Source organism: Pedobacter sp. (assembly GCF_040513095.1).
In the GTDB taxonomy this organism is placed as follows: domain Bacteria; phylum Bacteroidota; class Bacteroidia; order Sphingobacteriales; family Sphingobacteriaceae; genus Pedobacter.
Map to the genome: position 1 here is coordinate 1 of NZ_JBEVDX010000172.1, position 15,952 is coordinate 15,952.

Here is a 15,952-nt window from a genome sequence, read left to right on the forward strand (position 1 = left end):
TTACGTTTCATCGCGTTAATGGCTTTTACCATTAAAAAGATAATAAAAGCAAGAATAATAAAATTGATAACTTCAGTTGCGAAATTACCCCAGGCAAACACTGGTCCTGCCTTTTTTGCATCTTCCAGGGATGCTGTAGGATTTGCCGCAACAAATTCCCTCACTTTACTATTTAATGGAATATACAGGTTTGTAAACCCCTTATCCCCAATCAGCAAACTGATCGGCGGCATAATCAAATCGTTAACCATGGAGGTTACAATCTTCCCGAATGCCCCTCCGATAATTACCCCGACAGCGAGGTCTACTACGTTGCCTTTAACAGCAAACTCCTTAAATTCTTTAATAAAACCCATGATGAAAAACTTTATTTGTGTTGACTTATCATTTAAAAGTATAAATAGTTATTATAAAACATGGCATTTATGATGAAAAATTCCTTGTTTTATAATAATAGCATAACTCTATAGTTTATATCTAAACCAAATGCTTATTTTTGAAACGGGTCAAACTACCTTTTCTACACAACATGCTTAAACAACATTTACAACAAAAATTACTTCAAAAATTATCCCCTCAGCAAATCCAGTTTATCAAATTGCTGCAGGTTCCTACTGTTTCCCTTGATACCCGCATAAAAGAAGAATTAGAAGAAAATCCAGCGCTCGAAGACCCAAGTTTAATGATCGCTGAAGAACCCAAAGGTGAATATGATGACCTGAATGATACTCCCGAAGATTTTGACGGTGGTTCTAAAGAAGAAAGTATAGATGAATTCAATGTAGATGATTATCTGCAGGACGACGCAGGTAATGACTACAGCACCTCATATAACAATAACGACGATGATGATGAAAAGAAAGAGACTCCAATTGCCATTGAAAGTACCTTTTTTGAAAGTTTACAAGAGCAGTTAGATCTTGTTCCCCTGTCCGATCAGGACTTTATCATCGGTAAACAGATCATTGGCAGCCTGGATGACGATGGTTATCTGAGAAGACCTATTACCTCCATGATCGACGATCTTGCGTTTTCACAGAACGCAATGGTCGAAGAAGAAGATGTACTGGAAATGCTCAAGGTAATCCAGAGTTTTGACCCCCCGGGAATTGCCGCCCGTGATCTTCAGGAGTGTTTGACCCTGCAGCTGCGCAGAAAAGACCCCTCAAACCCGATTATCCTGAAGGCAATCATGATCGTGGAAAACTATCTTGATGAGTTTACCCGCAAACACTATGATAAGCTGGAAAAATCACTGGGACTCAACAGTGAAGATCTTAAAGAGATTATCGCTGAGATCCTTCGTTTGAACCCTAAACCAGGAGATTCAAACCAGGTAACTACAAAACAATTACAGGTAATCCCGGATTTCCATATCTCGAATAACGATTCTGTACTCATCCTTACACTCAATTCTAAGAACGCACCGGAGCTGAGGGTTAGCCGTTCATACATCGATATGTTTGAGCATTATGACAAGGCTGCACAGAAAGATAAAAAATTAAAAGAGGCAGTACAGTTTGTAAAGCAAAAGCTTGATTCTGCTAAATGGTTTATTGATGCGATCAAACAGCGCCAGCAGACCCTGCTGAAGACTATGAATGCCATCATGCAGTATCAGTACGAATACCTGCTTACAGGTGATGAACGCAAAATGCGGCCAATGATCCTGAAAGATATTGCTGATAAGATCGACATGGATATTTCGACGGTTTCAAGGGTAGCAAATTCCAAATATGTGCAGACAGAATTTGGAACTTTCCTGCTGAAATCATTTTTCTCAGAAGCTATCCAGACCGAAAGCGGCGAAGAAGTATCGAATAAAGAAGTGAAAAAAATCCTTGAAGACTGTATTGGCAATGAGGATAAGAGGAAACCTCTTGCCGATGAGAAACTTACAGAAATACTGAAAGATCAGGGTTATAATATTGCGAGAAGAACTGTGGCAAAATACAGGGAGCAAATGAATATTCCCGTAGCAAGATTACGAAAAGAGCTTTAAAAGATCTCTTTTGAAATACAAATGCCAGTAGGATTAAATCTGCTGGCATTTTTTTTACCAACCCTTTCATGAAAAATCTATAAAACCAAAAAAGCCTCCGATTTTCATCGAAGGCTTTAAGGCGTACCCAGTGCCGGAGTCGAACCGGCACGGTTTCCCACAGGTGTTTGAGACCAGCGCGTCTACCAATTCCGCCAACTGGGCATTGCTTGTTAAGCGGGATGCAAATCTATAAATTCAGCCCTATAAATCCAAGCCTTATTTCAAATATTATTTTTTTACCTGATCTTCAGTACCTTCATGCAAACGTTTCTCCACAATGAAGGGTGCAAATGGCAATAGTGATGCAAAAAACACGAGTACAATCTTGCCGAACTTCCATTTGTATTCCATTGCACACATGATCACAAAAGCCACGTACAGCACAAACAGCAGTCCGTGAGCCCATCCGGTATACTTCACAGCCAGAGGCATTCCTGCCAGGTACTTCAAGGGCATAGCGATTAATAGTAAAGCGAGGTAAGAAACACCTTCAGCAATCGCTACTTTCTTAAAAATGGATATCGTGGTCATAATTTCAGATTTCTCCAAAAATAGAAAAACCGGTTAAGTTATAACCGGTTATCTATATATTTTACATTGAATAAACACCAAAGGCTATTTGATAAAAGCCTTAAAGATATCATTGCCAATAACAAATACCATCAATGACAGCAGCATCACAAAGCCAACAATCTGCGCATTTTCCATAAACTTGTCGCCAAGCGGTTTACCCTTCACCATTTCTACACAAAGGAAAACCACGTGGCCTCCGTCTAACGCAGGAATAGGCAGCAGGTTCATAAATGCCAGCGCTATGGAAATTAAGGCCGTAGAAGCCCAGAAATGCGACCAGATCCAGATACCACCATAAACCTTCTGTGCAATCGCCACAGGTCCTGAGAATGCTTTATCGGCCTTGATTTTACCGCTCAGCACTTTCCATATCCCCTTACCATTGTCAGTGAACGAAGTCCATGCCTGGTTTGCACCAATCGGCAAGGCCGCAAAAAACCCGTAATTGATTGTTTCTTCTTTGATCTCATCGGGATTAAAGGCAATACCGATTGTTCCTGCGCTATCAGTAGACAACTCGAAGTGCAATATTTCAGTACCACGGTAGGCATCCAGCATAAATTTCCTGCCTTTCATCTTTTTCAGCTCCTTCCTTACATCAACATCATACTTTACCGGAACTTCGTTTACCGACACAATGCGGTCACCTTTCTTCATCCCTACCTTAAAAGCTTTTCTACCAGGCACCACAGTATCAACCGTAGTGGTCAGTAAAGGCATCCTGCTGATAAACTCTTCAATACCGAGATCAGCAACCTTATTTAAAATATTATCCGGGACCTTCACATCCAGGGTTTTTCCTTCGCGGCTGATCGTCAGGTTTGTATTTCCCATCAGCACCTTAGAGCTCAGCAATTCTTCAAAGCGGACAATCTTCTTGCCGTTTACAGCAATCACGCGGTCACCCTGTTTCAGTCCGATCTGTTTCCCGATCGATCCCGGGTTAATTCCGCTTACTACAGAACTGTTTGCAATATAAGTCTCACCAAATTTGAAAGTCAGCATCCAGAAGATAAAGATCCCCACTACGATATTTACAAAAACACCAGCAAGCATCACGATCAGGCGCTGCCATGCCGGCTTAGACCTGAACTCCCATGGCTGGGCAGGCAAAGCCATCTGCTCTTTGTCCATCGACTCATCGATCATCCCCGCAATTTTCACATAACCGCCCAAAGGCAGCCATCCAATACCGTACTCCACTCCACCTTTGGTAATGCTAAACAACTTTACGCCCCAGGCATCAAAAAACAGATAAAACTTCTCTACTTTAATCCCAAAGGCCCGCGCTGCAAGAAAATGCCCCAGTTCATGTAAGATTACCAATATTGATAATCCCAGTAGCAGCTGGGCAACCATAATCAATCCGTTCATATATTTCTGTTGTGTGTTTTATTTTTAAAATTAGATAGCTAAATATTTTTTTGTTACAAGCTCACGGGCAAAGATACGCGTAAGCTCGTCTGTTTCTAAATAATTATTGAGGGCCGGCTCCGCCACAAAGGGCAGGTCAGACATACATTGTTCAATTACATCGCTCATACCCAGAAAACCGATCTGGTCATTCAAAAAGGCATCGACAACCACTTCATTGGCTGCATTGATAATGCAGGGCATATTACCTCCCTTTTCCAGGGCTGTATACGCAAGGCCCAGATTACGAAAGGTTTCCATATCGGCTCTGGCAAAAGTAAACTCCGGGTAATCCAGAAAATTAAACCTTGGGAACTTACTCTCTATCCTTTCCGGATAAGCCATCGCATAATGAATAGGCAGCTTCATATCCGGCAAGCCCAGCTGTGCTTTCATCGACCCGTCATTAAACTGAACGATAGAATGTACAATAGATTGTGGGTGTACAATCACATCGATCTGACTGATATCCAGATCAAACAGCCATTTTGCTTCGATCACTTCGAGTCCCTTGTTCATTAAGGAAGCAGAATCTATAGTAATCTTCGCTCCCATGACCCAGTTTGGATGTTTTAAAGCCTGTTCTTTGGTAACGCTGGCCAGATAGCTGCGGTCTTTCCCTCTGAAGGGTCCTCCCGAAGCTGTTATGTAAATTTTTTCTATGGTACCTAAGTCTTCACCTGCCAGGCACTGATAAATTGCAGAATGTTCTGAATCAACCGGGATAATCTTTACACCGTGCTCAGCAGCTAAGCGTGTAACAAGCTCTCCTGCTACCACCAAAGTCTCCTTATTTGCCAATGCAATAGTTTTTTTTGCTTCAATTGCGGCTATCGTAGGTCGCAGTCCTACTGAACCCATCAGGGCTGTAAGTACTAAGTCGGCACTTTCCACTGAGGCTGCCTCGCATAAGGAGTGTTCTCCGGCAAGGACTTTAACAGCAGTTCCGGCAAGGGCAGCCTTTACCGCAGTATACTGACTTTCATCTCCGATGACCACCAGTTCAGGCAAGAACTCAAGTGATTGCTCAATAAGTAATGCGGCATTGGCATTTGCAGTCAGTACAACTACACGATATAAAGCAGGGTTTGCCCGGATCACGTCCAGGGCCTGGGTGCCAATAGAGCCGGTAGACCCCAGTATTGTTATGTTTTTCAAATCTTATTCGTCAATTTAATCAGGCCTTCTGCAATCTTCCTGTCATTCGCTAAACGGGGAACCTTATTCTGTCCTCCCAGTTTACCCTCGGCACGCATGTAGTTCACAAACGCATCCTTTTTTAAAGGCCGAATGATCAGCGGCTGCAGAATTTTACCTTCAATTAGGTCAAAGTAGTAAATATTTTTCTTTTGCAAGGCCTCATCTACTTTTTTACTGAAGGCATGGAGGTCTTCAGGCACATTGGAAAACTCTATAAACCATTCGTGATAAGGAAGTTCTCCCGCCGCAGGGTTCACTTGCGGGGCAACGGTAAATTCTGTAATACCAATCCCTTCTTCATTTGCTACGGTGAGTAAAGCATGCTCCACTTCCTCGCCGATCACATGCTCGCCAAAGGCGGATATAAAATGTTTGATGCGTCCTGTTACCAGGATCTTGTATGGATTTTTGGAAACAAACTTAATGGTATCTCCGATGCTGTATCCCCATAGGCCTGCATTTGTATTTAAGATCAGGGCATAGTTCTGATCCAGTTCTACGTCCTCCAGGCTCAGCCGGGTAGGATTGTCGTTGTAGTATTCGTCTGCAGGGATAAACTCGTAGAACATCCCCGCCTTTGCCAGCAGCAGCAGGCTTTTATCCTTCTGGCTGTCCTGGTAAGCTATAAAGCCTTCTGAGGTGGGATAGGTTTCTATTGTATCAATTTTTCTGCCGATACTGGCCTCTATCTTCGCACGGTAAGGCTCATAATTTACCCCTCCATATACAAAGAGCTGGAAGTTCTTAAAGATATCTTTGATTTTCTTTCCCCCGGTTTTTTCGCTGAGCCTGTCGAAATACATTTGCGCCCATGGCGGAATGCCCGAAATCAGCGTCATATCCTGAAGGTAGGTTTCTTCTACGATGGCATCAATTTTTTCTTCCCAGTCTTCAATGCAGTTGGTGGCGTAAGAAGGAAGCCGGTTCTTTTGCAGATAGGCGGGTACAAGATTTGCCACTATGCCCGACAAACGGCCCAGTTTAATACCGTTTTTTTCCGTCATCACCGGACTCCCCTGCAAAAAGATCATTTTGCCGTTCACAAAATTTGCATTGCCTGTTTCATGTATGTATGTAAGCAAAGCATTCCGGGCAGCTTTAAGATGCTCCGGCATTGATTCTTTAGATATAGGTATGTATTTGGCGCCAGACGTAGTACCGGAGGTTTTTGCAAAATAAGAGGGCTTCCCCTTCCACATTACATCTTTCTCCCCGGCAACAACCCTGTCTATATAAGGCCGCAGCTCTTCATAATCGCGCACCGGAACCTGTTTTTTAAAGTCGCCGTAATTTTTAATGCCGGCAAAATCATGGTCTTTTCCGAAGGCGGTATCTTTTGCAGCTGATACTAAAGCCAGCAGCGTTTCCTGCTGTGCTGCAATCGCATTCTTTTTCCATTTGCCTACACCCTTTACAATAAAGGCTGCAAACGGTTTACTTAATGCCGCTTTTAATCCCATAAAAGGTTAAACTATATTGTGAATAATATCCGGGTTTTCATCGCCCTCATACTCGCTCATCATTTTCCTGTAGGCTATAGTGAGCGCTACGCTGGATAATGGAACGATAATAAAAGAACTGAAGATATTTACAAAAAATGCTATAACGGGATATTGCAGTGCAATCAGGACCAGGCACAGCACATAAAATCCGCCAAGCACCAGCAACAGCAGCAGAATCTTGGTGAAATTTCCTTTGGTAATAGCCAGACTGAATTTCAGCGAACCGAAAGGCGGCTCGTTTTTGTCGATAATAAAAAAAGGAAAGAAGGAAATCCTTACCCAGGTTATAAAAATTGCAACTACTCCTATCGCTATTGCAATATTGGTGATCAGCTGCATCCTTATTCCGGTATAGATAAACGGAAAGGCAACCAGGATCACCACACAATAAACACCAACGATGACAAGCATAAAATAAAGCATTCCCACTACAAACCTGATGATCTGCTGACGTGTTGGAAGCGTGCTTACAATACTTACGTCATGCTCTTCGTCATCCAGCAAATGAAAGATATATTTGAGCAGGGACAAATTGATGGTGAAGTACATGATGATAAAGAAGAAAGCCATCAGCGCACTCAGGCCCTTGTTTACATCCTTGATTAAAAAAGCCATAAGCCCTGAGGCGTTTGACGTAATAAACATCAGAAAGCACAAGGTGGAGATAGAAAAATAATGGCGTCTGGTGAGGTCCCAGGACTTGCCTATTACTTCATTAACGGTAAAAGTGGTCTCTTTTAAAAAATTTATCATTGCTGTTTAAGTACTATTCTTTTTATAAAATCCTGTATAAAACCTAAGCCGTAGGCTGTCAATTGAATAAATGAGGATATAATGCTCAAAAATGCAACTTTTAATGACCGGTTAAGGATAAGGGAGTGAAAAAATATCAACATAAAGTATACCAGAAGGAATACATTGCCAATATAAGCCAGCGGCGGATAGAAAATATTCAGCAGCAGCACCGTTATAATGCCCAGGGTGAACACTGCAGGGAAAAAATGTACTAATTTCAACTCAGCCGGAAAATGTTTATAAATATTTATCCTGGCGCGTCCAAAGAAATGGATCTGTTTGTAAAACTGGATCAGGCTGGTCCTTCTTTTGTGAAAAACCCTGGCACCGGGGATAAGACCAATCCTAAAACCCATTGAGTGGATGCGGATGCTGTATTCAATATCTTCTCCGAGACGGGTGATTTTGAAACCTCCGGCCTTCTCCCAGGCTTCCCTGGAAACACCCATATTGAAACTCCGGGGATGAAATTGCCCCACATGCTTTTTGTTTCCCCTGATCCCTCCGGTAGTAAATACTGAAGTCATGCCATAACTGATTGCCTTTTGCACAGCAGTAAAGCTATCGTGCGCAGCATCAGGTCCGCCATAGGCATCCAGGTCATGGTCAAAAAGGTAATCTTTAACGATCTCCAGGTAATCATGGGGAATCAGGCAGTCCGAATCAAAAATTACGAAGTAATCGCCTTTGGCACGTTCAAAACCATAATTCCGTGCAAAACCCTGGCCTGCATTTTCTTTATAATAATAGCTGATATCCAGTTGACCGGCATATCCCTCAACAATTTCCTTGGCGCGGAGCGAAGAGCCGTCTTCAATAACCAGCACTTCAAACTGCGTGTAAGTTTGCACCGCCAGCGTAGCCAGCAGTTCGTCTATTTCCTGCGGCCTGTTGTATAGGGGAATGATGATCGAGAAAAACATATTAAAGGATCTCTTTTTCTATCAGGTATTGGTTACGTTCTGAGGCATTACGGGTAACCAGCTCTGCCACAAAACCTGTGAGGAAAAGTTGAGAGCCCAGTATAATTGCCACGAGTGCAATATAAAACATCGGCTGATCAGTGATCTCCCTGTATGAGGTATTCATAGAAATATGATACAGTTTTTCGCCGATGATCCATAGGGCCATTACAGTTCCTACCAGGAAACTCAGTACGCCCATTGAACCAAAAAAGTGCATCGGCCTTTTGCCAAATTTACCGACAAAGAAGATAGACAGCAGGTCCAGGAAACCATTGATAAACCGGCTGAACCCAAATTTAGTTACACCATACTTTCTCGCACGGTGCTCCACTACCTGCTCCCCGATATTTTTAAATCCTGCCCATTTGGCAATCACCGGAATGTAACGGTGCATCTCCCCATATACCTCTATGGTTTTTACCACATCACTGCGGTAAGCCTTAAGGCCACAGTTGAAATCGTTCAGCTGTATGCCCGACATCCTCCGCGTTGCAGCATTGAACAGCTTTGTCGGGATAGTCTTGGTAACCGGATCATAACGTTTCTTCTTCCAGCCGGAGATGATATCCATTTTTTCCTCACAAAGCCTCCTGTATAGTTCAGGGATTTCATCGGGACTGTCCTGCAGATCGGCATCCATAGTAATGATCACATCGCCCTGTGAAGCTTCAAAAGCTACATTAAGCGCGGCAGATTTACCGTAATTACGTCTGAACTTGATCGCTTTTACTTCGGGATAAGTGTTTTTTAAATCTTCGATTACCTTCCATGAACTGTCAGTACTGCCATCATCTACAAACAAAATTTCATAAGAAAAGCGATGCTCCGCCATTACCCTGGCAATCCAGGAAGTAAGTTCGGGCAATGACTCATCTTCGTTATATAAGGGTATGACTACAGAAATATCCATGTGGGTATTACGGGGGTTAAAAAAAATCAACGTGCAAATTTTATCATTTTAATCGATAAAATTTGCACGTTGTAAAATTTATGTTTGCACACAAAGGTTTAGTCGAATTTTATAGGGGCTATCCTTTTATTGACTGCTGCACCAACAATACTAATGATGAGCCCGTAAACAGTATAGGAAATAGCCGCACCAAAGCCAATCATAATAGGCATGTAAGGCGCCATAGCTTTTACACTTCTCTCCGCCTTGGCAGAGTCGCCACCAGCTTCAGAAGCCTGTTCCATAGCAATTTCAATAATGTGTTCCAGTGAACCGGGATCTAGCACCTTGTAGTAAAGGATCATCAGCAGCCCGATAAAAAGCCCTGCAGTAGCGCTCACACGAAAACCCGTAGAAAATGCCCTTCCGAAACTTATAAAACCGCCAAGCTCCGTCCGGTGTTTGATCTGTGCATACAGGATCACCAGTACATAGGGCAGGTAAGACAGTACCGCACTCATTACCTTTGTGGCAACCGGTACGTTCTGGTCCTGTATATCAATCCCCAATACTTTAAAAAGAAAGATCAGTACGATGGTATAAACAGAAAAGCCTGCAGCTAACTGAAAGGCCATTTTGTTTGGCCTGATCTCCATTTCCTTTAATTGTTGTTCCATAATAGCACTACTTAGTTCTGTACGTTGAATTCTGCGATCAGCGCATATACGGCAGTATCAAATTCTTTATCTGCGCTGAATTCTTCAAGGTCTTTAAAGGCTTCGGCATTTGCCTTCGGCTGGTTAAAGAAACTCATAAATGGCACAAACAGGGTTTCCATTTCTTCGCCCAGATCAATCATTCCTTTGTGGCTGCAGATATCTTCGATACTGCTGTCTGCCAGCTGCTGGTTACTGATCAGGTCTTCATAGATATGGTATTCATCCTGGAACTCATCTTCTTCCACCAGCAGGAATTCCCGTAAAAAATCTCCCAGTTCCGGTTTGATCTGCTCATCATGACATTCGTTGATGTACAACAGCAGGTTCAGCAACTCCGTTCCACGGTCGATAGTATCTTCTTCAATATCTGCCCATTCGTCAGAATCCAGATAATCTTCTTCCAGTTTCTGAACATCACTGGCAAAGAAGTTGATCATCAGCAGATCAAAAAATATTTCTCTAAGTTCCTCAAATGCAGGGTACTCATCAAACACCTCGTCAAATTCTTCAACTTTTTCAAGGAAGCCCAGGTCTTTGCTGAACACATCTATCAGGTCCTGTTCCAGTTTTACTGAGTCGATACCTGAAAGTGCAGCGAATTTATCCAATGAAGCGACAAGGGCGCTTTGTACTTTACTATCCATATACTTGAATTTGATTGTTGTTATATACTAATTTGACCTTACCGGTCAGGGTTTGATTTAATAATGGGGTATTCCGTGATTTTGAATAGTTGTTACGGGCGTTGTACTCCCATTTCTCTGTCAGGTTAAACAGCGTAAAGTTCGCGGCTTCTCCTGCTGCGATCACCGGTACTTTTAAGTTAAGCAATTTCCGCGGATTGATGGCTAGTTTTTCTGCAATTTGTGCCGCATCCACACCTGCCTTTACCAATAAAGGCAATACAGTTTGCAGGGCGATGATCCCATAGGCCGCGATCTCAAATTCCACATCTTTAAATTCCGGCTCATGCGGGCGGTGCTGTGAAGAAACCGCGTCAATTGTACCGTCTTTCAAGCCTGCAAGCAGTGCTTTGATATCAGCTTTGCCGCGTAATGGAGGTTTTACTTTATAATTGCTGTCGAAATCGTTCAGCAGTTCCTCTGTAAACACCAGGTGATGTGCCGCCACATCACAGGAAATCTGCAAGCCATCTTTTTTAGCCTTTTTAACCAGGGCTACAGCGCCGGCCGTAGAGATGTTGCTGATGTGTAAAGGCGACTGGTGGTAGGTAGCCAGGAAAATATCCCTGGAGATATGCATTTCTTCTGCCAGCGCAGGCATCCCTTTCATTCCCAGCAATACACTGGTTTTACTTTCGTTGATCTGCGTTTTTCCGGCAATGGATTTATTCTCCGGATAAACGATCAGCAGGCCGTTTATGCCTTTCGCGTATTGTATCGCGCGACTCATAAAGCCGTCGTCGCTTACCGGTTTGCTGCCATCCGAAAAGGCCACAGCACCTGCTTTTTGCATATCATATAGCTCAGCCAGTTCCTTTCCTTCCAGATCATGACTGATTGCCCCTACAGGATAAATATCAACCAGATTGTTTTTTGCTTTGTTGATGATATATTCCACTTCTGCTTTGGAATGTACAACCGGTTTGGTATGCGGCAGCACTGCAAGTCCTGTAAATCCGCCCGCCTGTGCAGCAGCACAGGCAGTTTGTATATCTTCTTTTGTCTCAAATCCGGGATCACCAACAGAACAGTTCAGGTCAAAAAACCCGGGACTAAGAAAAGAACCCTTACCGTCTACCAGTTCTTCTTTTTCAAGGGGATCTGCGGCTGTTTGTGGTTTCAGTGCCTTTGCAATTTCAACGATCATTCCCTGTACCACACGAACATCACATACTTGATGATTAAACTCGCTATTCGGATCGGCGATGGTTACGCCAGTGAGGAGAAGGTTCATGTTTTTATATAGTTTTTCTTGTTAAAAAATCTGATCAATAGCGCTTCGGCAGCTAAAAAAACGGCACACAAAACTAGACAAAGTTTCCATAATTCGGTGTGGTTATTTTCCAGCGCCGCAGGTGTCAAGCTCGCCCCGGCATTCGGAATAGTTAAAATTTTGGCTCCAAAAAGCTGTCTGAGTTCTCTCTCAGGCGTAAAATGCATGTCTGATTCTGCCCGGCTCTCATTAAAGGCATAGGTACTCAGCAGCGAATCTGATTTCAGCAATTCGTAGAAACCAGAAGCCCTTACCTGGTCGGCAATGTAAAGCAGGGTCCTCCCCGGTGTCTGCCTGACTTCAGGGATCAGCTCCTCGTTAGCCGATGTAAGCCTCAGCGACTGGTTTGGGTTCAAACTTATCTTTGTACTGCCAAGCAGGTTATTCCTTCCGATTGTGTAATATAAGGGTTGTTCCTGCACACTTGTAAAGGCAATTTTGTACAACAGGGGTACAAATACGGGATGTTGTGGCAGATTGCTGTCTTCGGATTTAAGTGAGGAGGCCGATAAATAAACCTGCCCTGCCCCCAGGCGGTAGCGGCTGAAAAAACCTTGTCCTCCGGGGAGTGAAAGGATATCTTCCCTGTTGCTGCGCGTGTTTTTCCGGTAAACCAAATGTCGGTTTACCTTTGGCAGGTCTAACTTTGCAGGGACTTCTTCAAATACATCATTAAAAATATTACTTTTCAGGTCAAGCGCAGTTACGCTGACAGTATCTTTACTCAGTGAGATCGCCGGAGGAAGCGATAAGCCCTGCAGAAAGGAAGAAAATTCTTCCGTCCTGGTATCCAGGTCTGGAAAGATCACTATACTGCCCCCGTTTTGAACAAAATCTTTCAGCTGCAGTGCGAGTCCGCTGGACGGAGTTTTCAAGCCGGAGAGAATGATCAGCTGGTACCTGGAGAAAGCACTGTATAAAACATTGGACTCTGGCATAGTACTCAGCCTGAAATAGCTGTCGGCGGAAAACAGAGAACTGATATGTCTTTCCGAAAGATCGCCTGTGATATGTAAAATGTTTAGTCCGCTGTTTACTTTAAAGCTAAACTTCAGTTCATCATCGAATGTGAGCGGGAAATCTTTAATGCTGACCAGCCCTTTTTGCCATCCGGCCGATAAACCACTGAAATCAAGCGTATCCGTAACCGATTTACCGGCAGAAATATTCAGTCTCGCCAGTACCTTCTGCTGGTTATTGATCAGCAATTTAACAGGAATATCTTTAGTTTCTTTATCAGAATAATTATGCAGTTTTACCACAAACTTTTCCTGATCGCCGGGTTTGTGAGCGGGCGAGAGCGACCAGATACTGTCAACCCCCACATTGGGCAGCGTATTGGCCTCGAGTCTTAGCAGTGACAGCTGACTGCCCGGATCTGTTTGAATCACTTTTGTACCAGTGAAAGCGCGCTGAAAGTCAGATATGACAAAGTTAAACCTGTATCTTTTGCCGGCATCAACACTATTCTGCCGGTTGAGTACCTGTTGCAGACTGCGCCGGGCGGGAGAGATTTTTATTTCATCAACAAGGTTCAGCAGTTGTTCATTGTTGAGCATACGCTGATGCCTGCCTTCGAAGTCATTGGTAATGAGCTGGAACCTGTCATTGGGCGAAAACTGCCTGCTGATTTCTTTCGCTTTGCGTTTGGCCTCATCAAGCAGCGTACCATCCTTATTAACCGAGCCCATACTGTAAGAGTTGTCGATATAAATGTTGATCAGGTTAGCCGTGCCGGGATTATATCCGCTGCCAGAAGCAAAATACGGACGGGCAAAAGCGAAGACGAGGAACACAATGGCAAATATACGGCTGGCAAGTATAAGCAGGTTTTTTAGTTCTTCCCTGGATGAATTTTGCTCCTGTGCAGCTTTTAAAAACTGTACATTGCTAAAATATATCTTCCTGAATTTCCGGAAATTAAACAGATGAATAAGGATAGGAATGACTACCGCCAGCAGAGAAAAAAGAAAACCTGGGTATAGGAAATTCATTAAAAACCAAAGGTAGAAATTTTATCTGAATTTTTTCATCGCTGTAAAAATTGCATCATCCAGATCGTAGATGTCATTGCGGTATTCTATCCTGCCATTTTGTGCCCAGGCGGTTTTATAATTGATAAAAACAGCAACGTTCTTTTTTGTCCCGAACCATTTGGGTTTTACCTGGAAAATATTTACGGTATCGGCCTTTTTTGCCAGTTTCTTTTTATAGATCTCCATTTTGGTGGTATCAATCGGCGGCAGGTTCACTTCCATCCTCAGCTGATCATACTGGTATTTATTATCAACAAGTTTTTCTGCGAATTCCAGCGGACGTTCCACCCGTACACAGCCATGGCTGATTGCCCGGTTATCCCGCATAAACGCTGATTTGTTATTGGTATCATGCAGGTAAATGCTCGAACCGTTGTCGAAGATAAATTTAAACTTTCCTAAAGCGTTGCCTTCTCCTGAACCCTGTTTAAACTGGAAGGGCAAGTGCTCACGCGGGTATTTTCTCCATTGGATGGTATCCGGATCAGCTATCAGTTGTCCCTTGTAATATACCCTCATGTTATTGTTTGATAAATAATAGGGATCACGCATAGCCTGATAGTAAATTTCGCTCTGCGCGATGCTTACCGGAATATTCCAGACCGGGTTCACCTGTATGGAATTGAACTTGCTCAGCAGGATCGGCGTCTGGTGGTTTTTAGGTTTGTCGTCCAGTGAATGTGTTTTCAGGAAGATCTTCATCTTCGCTTCATAATCCTTCTCACGTCTGCCTCCCACGCATACTTTCATATGCGTAACGGTATCCTGATTGTTGAACCAGGTAAGCGAAAAATCCGGAATATTTACCTCAACGTACTCCTTACCTATCCCCGCAATTTTCCAGCGCAGCCTTTCCATATTTACCTGGATGGTTTTAATGGCCTGTGCATTTGCTACAGGATTTTGTTTTAGTCTTGCAAATTCTTTTTGTAAAGCAGTGTATTCCTGAGCTGCAGGCTGAATTGAACTTAGCAAGTCTGCAAGATCTTTGCTTTCAAGTACTTTCCGCATACTGGAGCTATCCGGCCTGATCGTCGTTACGTAATAACGGTTCAGCACTTTTCTCGGCACAATACTGCCGTACCCGATAAAAGTATCATATTTTAAAAGCGAAGATGCACTGTATAATTCCAGGTCTGCAATCACAGGGTAAACTTCGGCAATTGATTTAAACTGATGCGCTGATAACTTTGATAATACTTGTTCCAGTGCAGCATAGCCAAATATCTTTGGGTTAAAACCATGCGTGCTGCTTCTTGAAATATAGTTTTTGAGGGTATCCAATTCCCCGTTCACATAAAAACGGGTCACCAGGGCCGTCCTCCGTTCATTATCAGCATAGTAGCTGCCAATCACTTTTGGATTGCTGAAGGTGGATTTCAGGGAGTCAAAATGGCGGTTAAATACGACATTATAGGCAGCTGTATCAAAATCCTTATACAGCTTATCGTTAAAATGTTTGGACAATACCAGTCCTACTTCGGGCGTGGTTTTAAACCAGTTACAGGCAGACAATAAGACAGAGCAGGATAATAACAGATAAAGTACTTTTTTCAAAATGTGTTTTTTTAGGAAGACCCCGCTTTTCAGCTGCACGGTCTTCAGCCTATGATCAAATAAAATGCCATTAATTTTTTGATTTCTCAATTCAATCTATATATTTGCAACACCTCAGTGTGCAGCGCATATTGAATAGGGACAAAAAAATTATGAACAAACATTTGAATCATCACTTACATTTGCACCATCGCCAGTTGTGGCGATAGATATGTAATGTTTTGTACTTCAAAACTTGTTTCCGAATTATTTTCATGTTCCATTCAATAATTTCAATCAATTGAAAACACTAAAAATTGCTAT

Annotated in this window: 14 protein-coding genes and 1 tRNA gene; 1 reads left to right on the plus strand and 14 read right to left on the minus strand. The window is 43.0% G+C overall.

Annotated elements, in window-relative coordinates; translation table 11 throughout:
- Positions 1-356: large conductance mechanosensitive channel protein MscL (mscL, locus tag ABWY16_RS18975; RefSeq protein WP_353906241.1), on the minus strand; the 356-nt coding region annotated here is incomplete at its 3' end.
- Positions 357-529: 173 nt separating this feature from the next.
- Here mscL and rpoN point away from each other — a divergent pair.
- A complete protein-coding gene (gene rpoN, locus ABWY16_RS18980; protein ID WP_353906242.1) occupies positions 530-2,002 on the plus strand; it encodes an RNA polymerase factor sigma-54 in 1,473 nt (490 codons plus the stop codon).
- Positions 2,003-2,126: 124 nt separating this feature from the next.
- On the opposite strand, the gene ABWY16_RS18985 is transcribed toward rpoN, so the two are convergent.
- From ABWY16_RS18985 to ABWY16_RS19045, 13 genes are all read right to left on the minus strand, one after another.
- Positions 2,127-2,206, minus strand: a tRNA-Leu gene (locus ABWY16_RS18985).
- A gap of 66 nt (positions 2,207-2,272) precedes the next feature.
- Complete coding sequence (locus ABWY16_RS18990; RefSeq protein ID WP_353906243.1) at positions 2,273-2,575, minus strand: DUF3817 domain-containing protein; 303 nt, start codon at positions 2,573-2,575, stop codon at positions 2,273-2,275.
- 84 nt (positions 2,576-2,659) lie between these two features.
- On the minus strand, positions 2,660-3,991 hold the full coding sequence (gene rseP, locus ABWY16_RS18995) for an RIP metalloprotease RseP (RefSeq protein WP_353906244.1): 1,332 nt from the start codon (positions 3,989-3,991) through the stop codon (positions 2,660-2,662).
- Between the two features lie 30 nt (positions 3,992-4,021).
- Positions 4,022-5,188 (minus strand): 1-deoxy-D-xylulose-5-phosphate reductoisomerase, encoded by a 1,167-nt coding sequence (locus ABWY16_RS19000; RefSeq protein ID WP_353906245.1) that lies wholly within the window; start codon positions 5,186-5,188, stop codon positions 4,022-4,024.
- The gene (locus tag ABWY16_RS19005; RefSeq protein ID WP_353906246.1) at positions 5,185-6,690 is read right to left on the minus strand and encodes a GH3 auxin-responsive promoter family protein; all 1,506 of its coding nucleotides are present in this window, start codon (positions 6,688-6,690) and stop codon (positions 5,185-5,187) included. Before ABWY16_RS19005 ends, ABWY16_RS19000 begins: the two co-directional genes overlap by 4 nt.
- Positions 6,691-6,696: 6 nt before the next feature.
- A complete protein-coding gene (locus tag ABWY16_RS19010) occupies positions 6,697-7,485 on the minus strand; it encodes a hypothetical protein (protein ID WP_353906247.1) in 789 nt (262 codons plus the stop codon).
- The gene (locus ABWY16_RS19015) at positions 7,482-8,450 is read right to left on the minus strand and encodes a glycosyltransferase family 2 protein (protein WP_353906248.1); all 969 of its coding nucleotides are present in this window, start codon (positions 8,448-8,450) and stop codon (positions 7,482-7,484) included. The genes ABWY16_RS19010 and ABWY16_RS19015 overlap by 4 nt, the downstream gene beginning before the upstream one ends.
- Position 8,451: 1 nt before the next feature.
- Entirely contained in the window at positions 8,452-9,429 is a 978-nt protein-coding gene (locus tag ABWY16_RS19020) for a glycosyltransferase family 2 protein (protein ID WP_502931002.1), read from the minus strand.
- A 71-nt stretch (positions 9,430-9,500) separates the two neighbouring features.
- Positions 9,501-10,058 (minus strand): DUF4199 domain-containing protein, encoded by a 558-nt coding sequence (locus tag ABWY16_RS19025; protein ID WP_353906250.1) that lies wholly within the window; start codon positions 10,056-10,058, stop codon positions 9,501-9,503.
- Between the two features lie 11 nt (positions 10,059-10,069).
- Positions 10,070-10,744, minus strand: a complete 675-nt coding sequence (locus ABWY16_RS19030; RefSeq protein ID WP_353906251.1) for a hypothetical protein — start codon at positions 10,742-10,744, stop codon at positions 10,070-10,072.
- Positions 10,737-12,017 (minus strand): dihydroorotase, encoded by a 1,281-nt coding sequence (locus ABWY16_RS19035; protein ID WP_353906252.1) that lies wholly within the window; start codon positions 12,015-12,017, stop codon positions 10,737-10,739. The genes ABWY16_RS19030 and ABWY16_RS19035 overlap by 8 nt, the downstream gene beginning before the upstream one ends.
- Positions 12,014-14,050 carry a vWA domain-containing protein gene (locus ABWY16_RS19040; RefSeq protein ID WP_353906253.1) on the minus strand — a complete coding sequence of 679 codons (2,037 nt, stop codon included), beginning with the start codon at positions 14,048-14,050 and terminating at the stop codon, positions 12,014-12,016. The genes ABWY16_RS19035 and ABWY16_RS19040 overlap by 4 nt, the downstream gene beginning before the upstream one ends.
- A 21-nt stretch (positions 14,051-14,071) precedes the next feature.
- A complete protein-coding gene (locus ABWY16_RS19045; protein ID WP_353906254.1) occupies positions 14,072-15,649 on the minus strand; it encodes a L,D-transpeptidase family protein in 1,578 nt (525 codons plus the stop codon).
- Positions 15,650-15,952 lie beyond the last annotated feature (303 nt).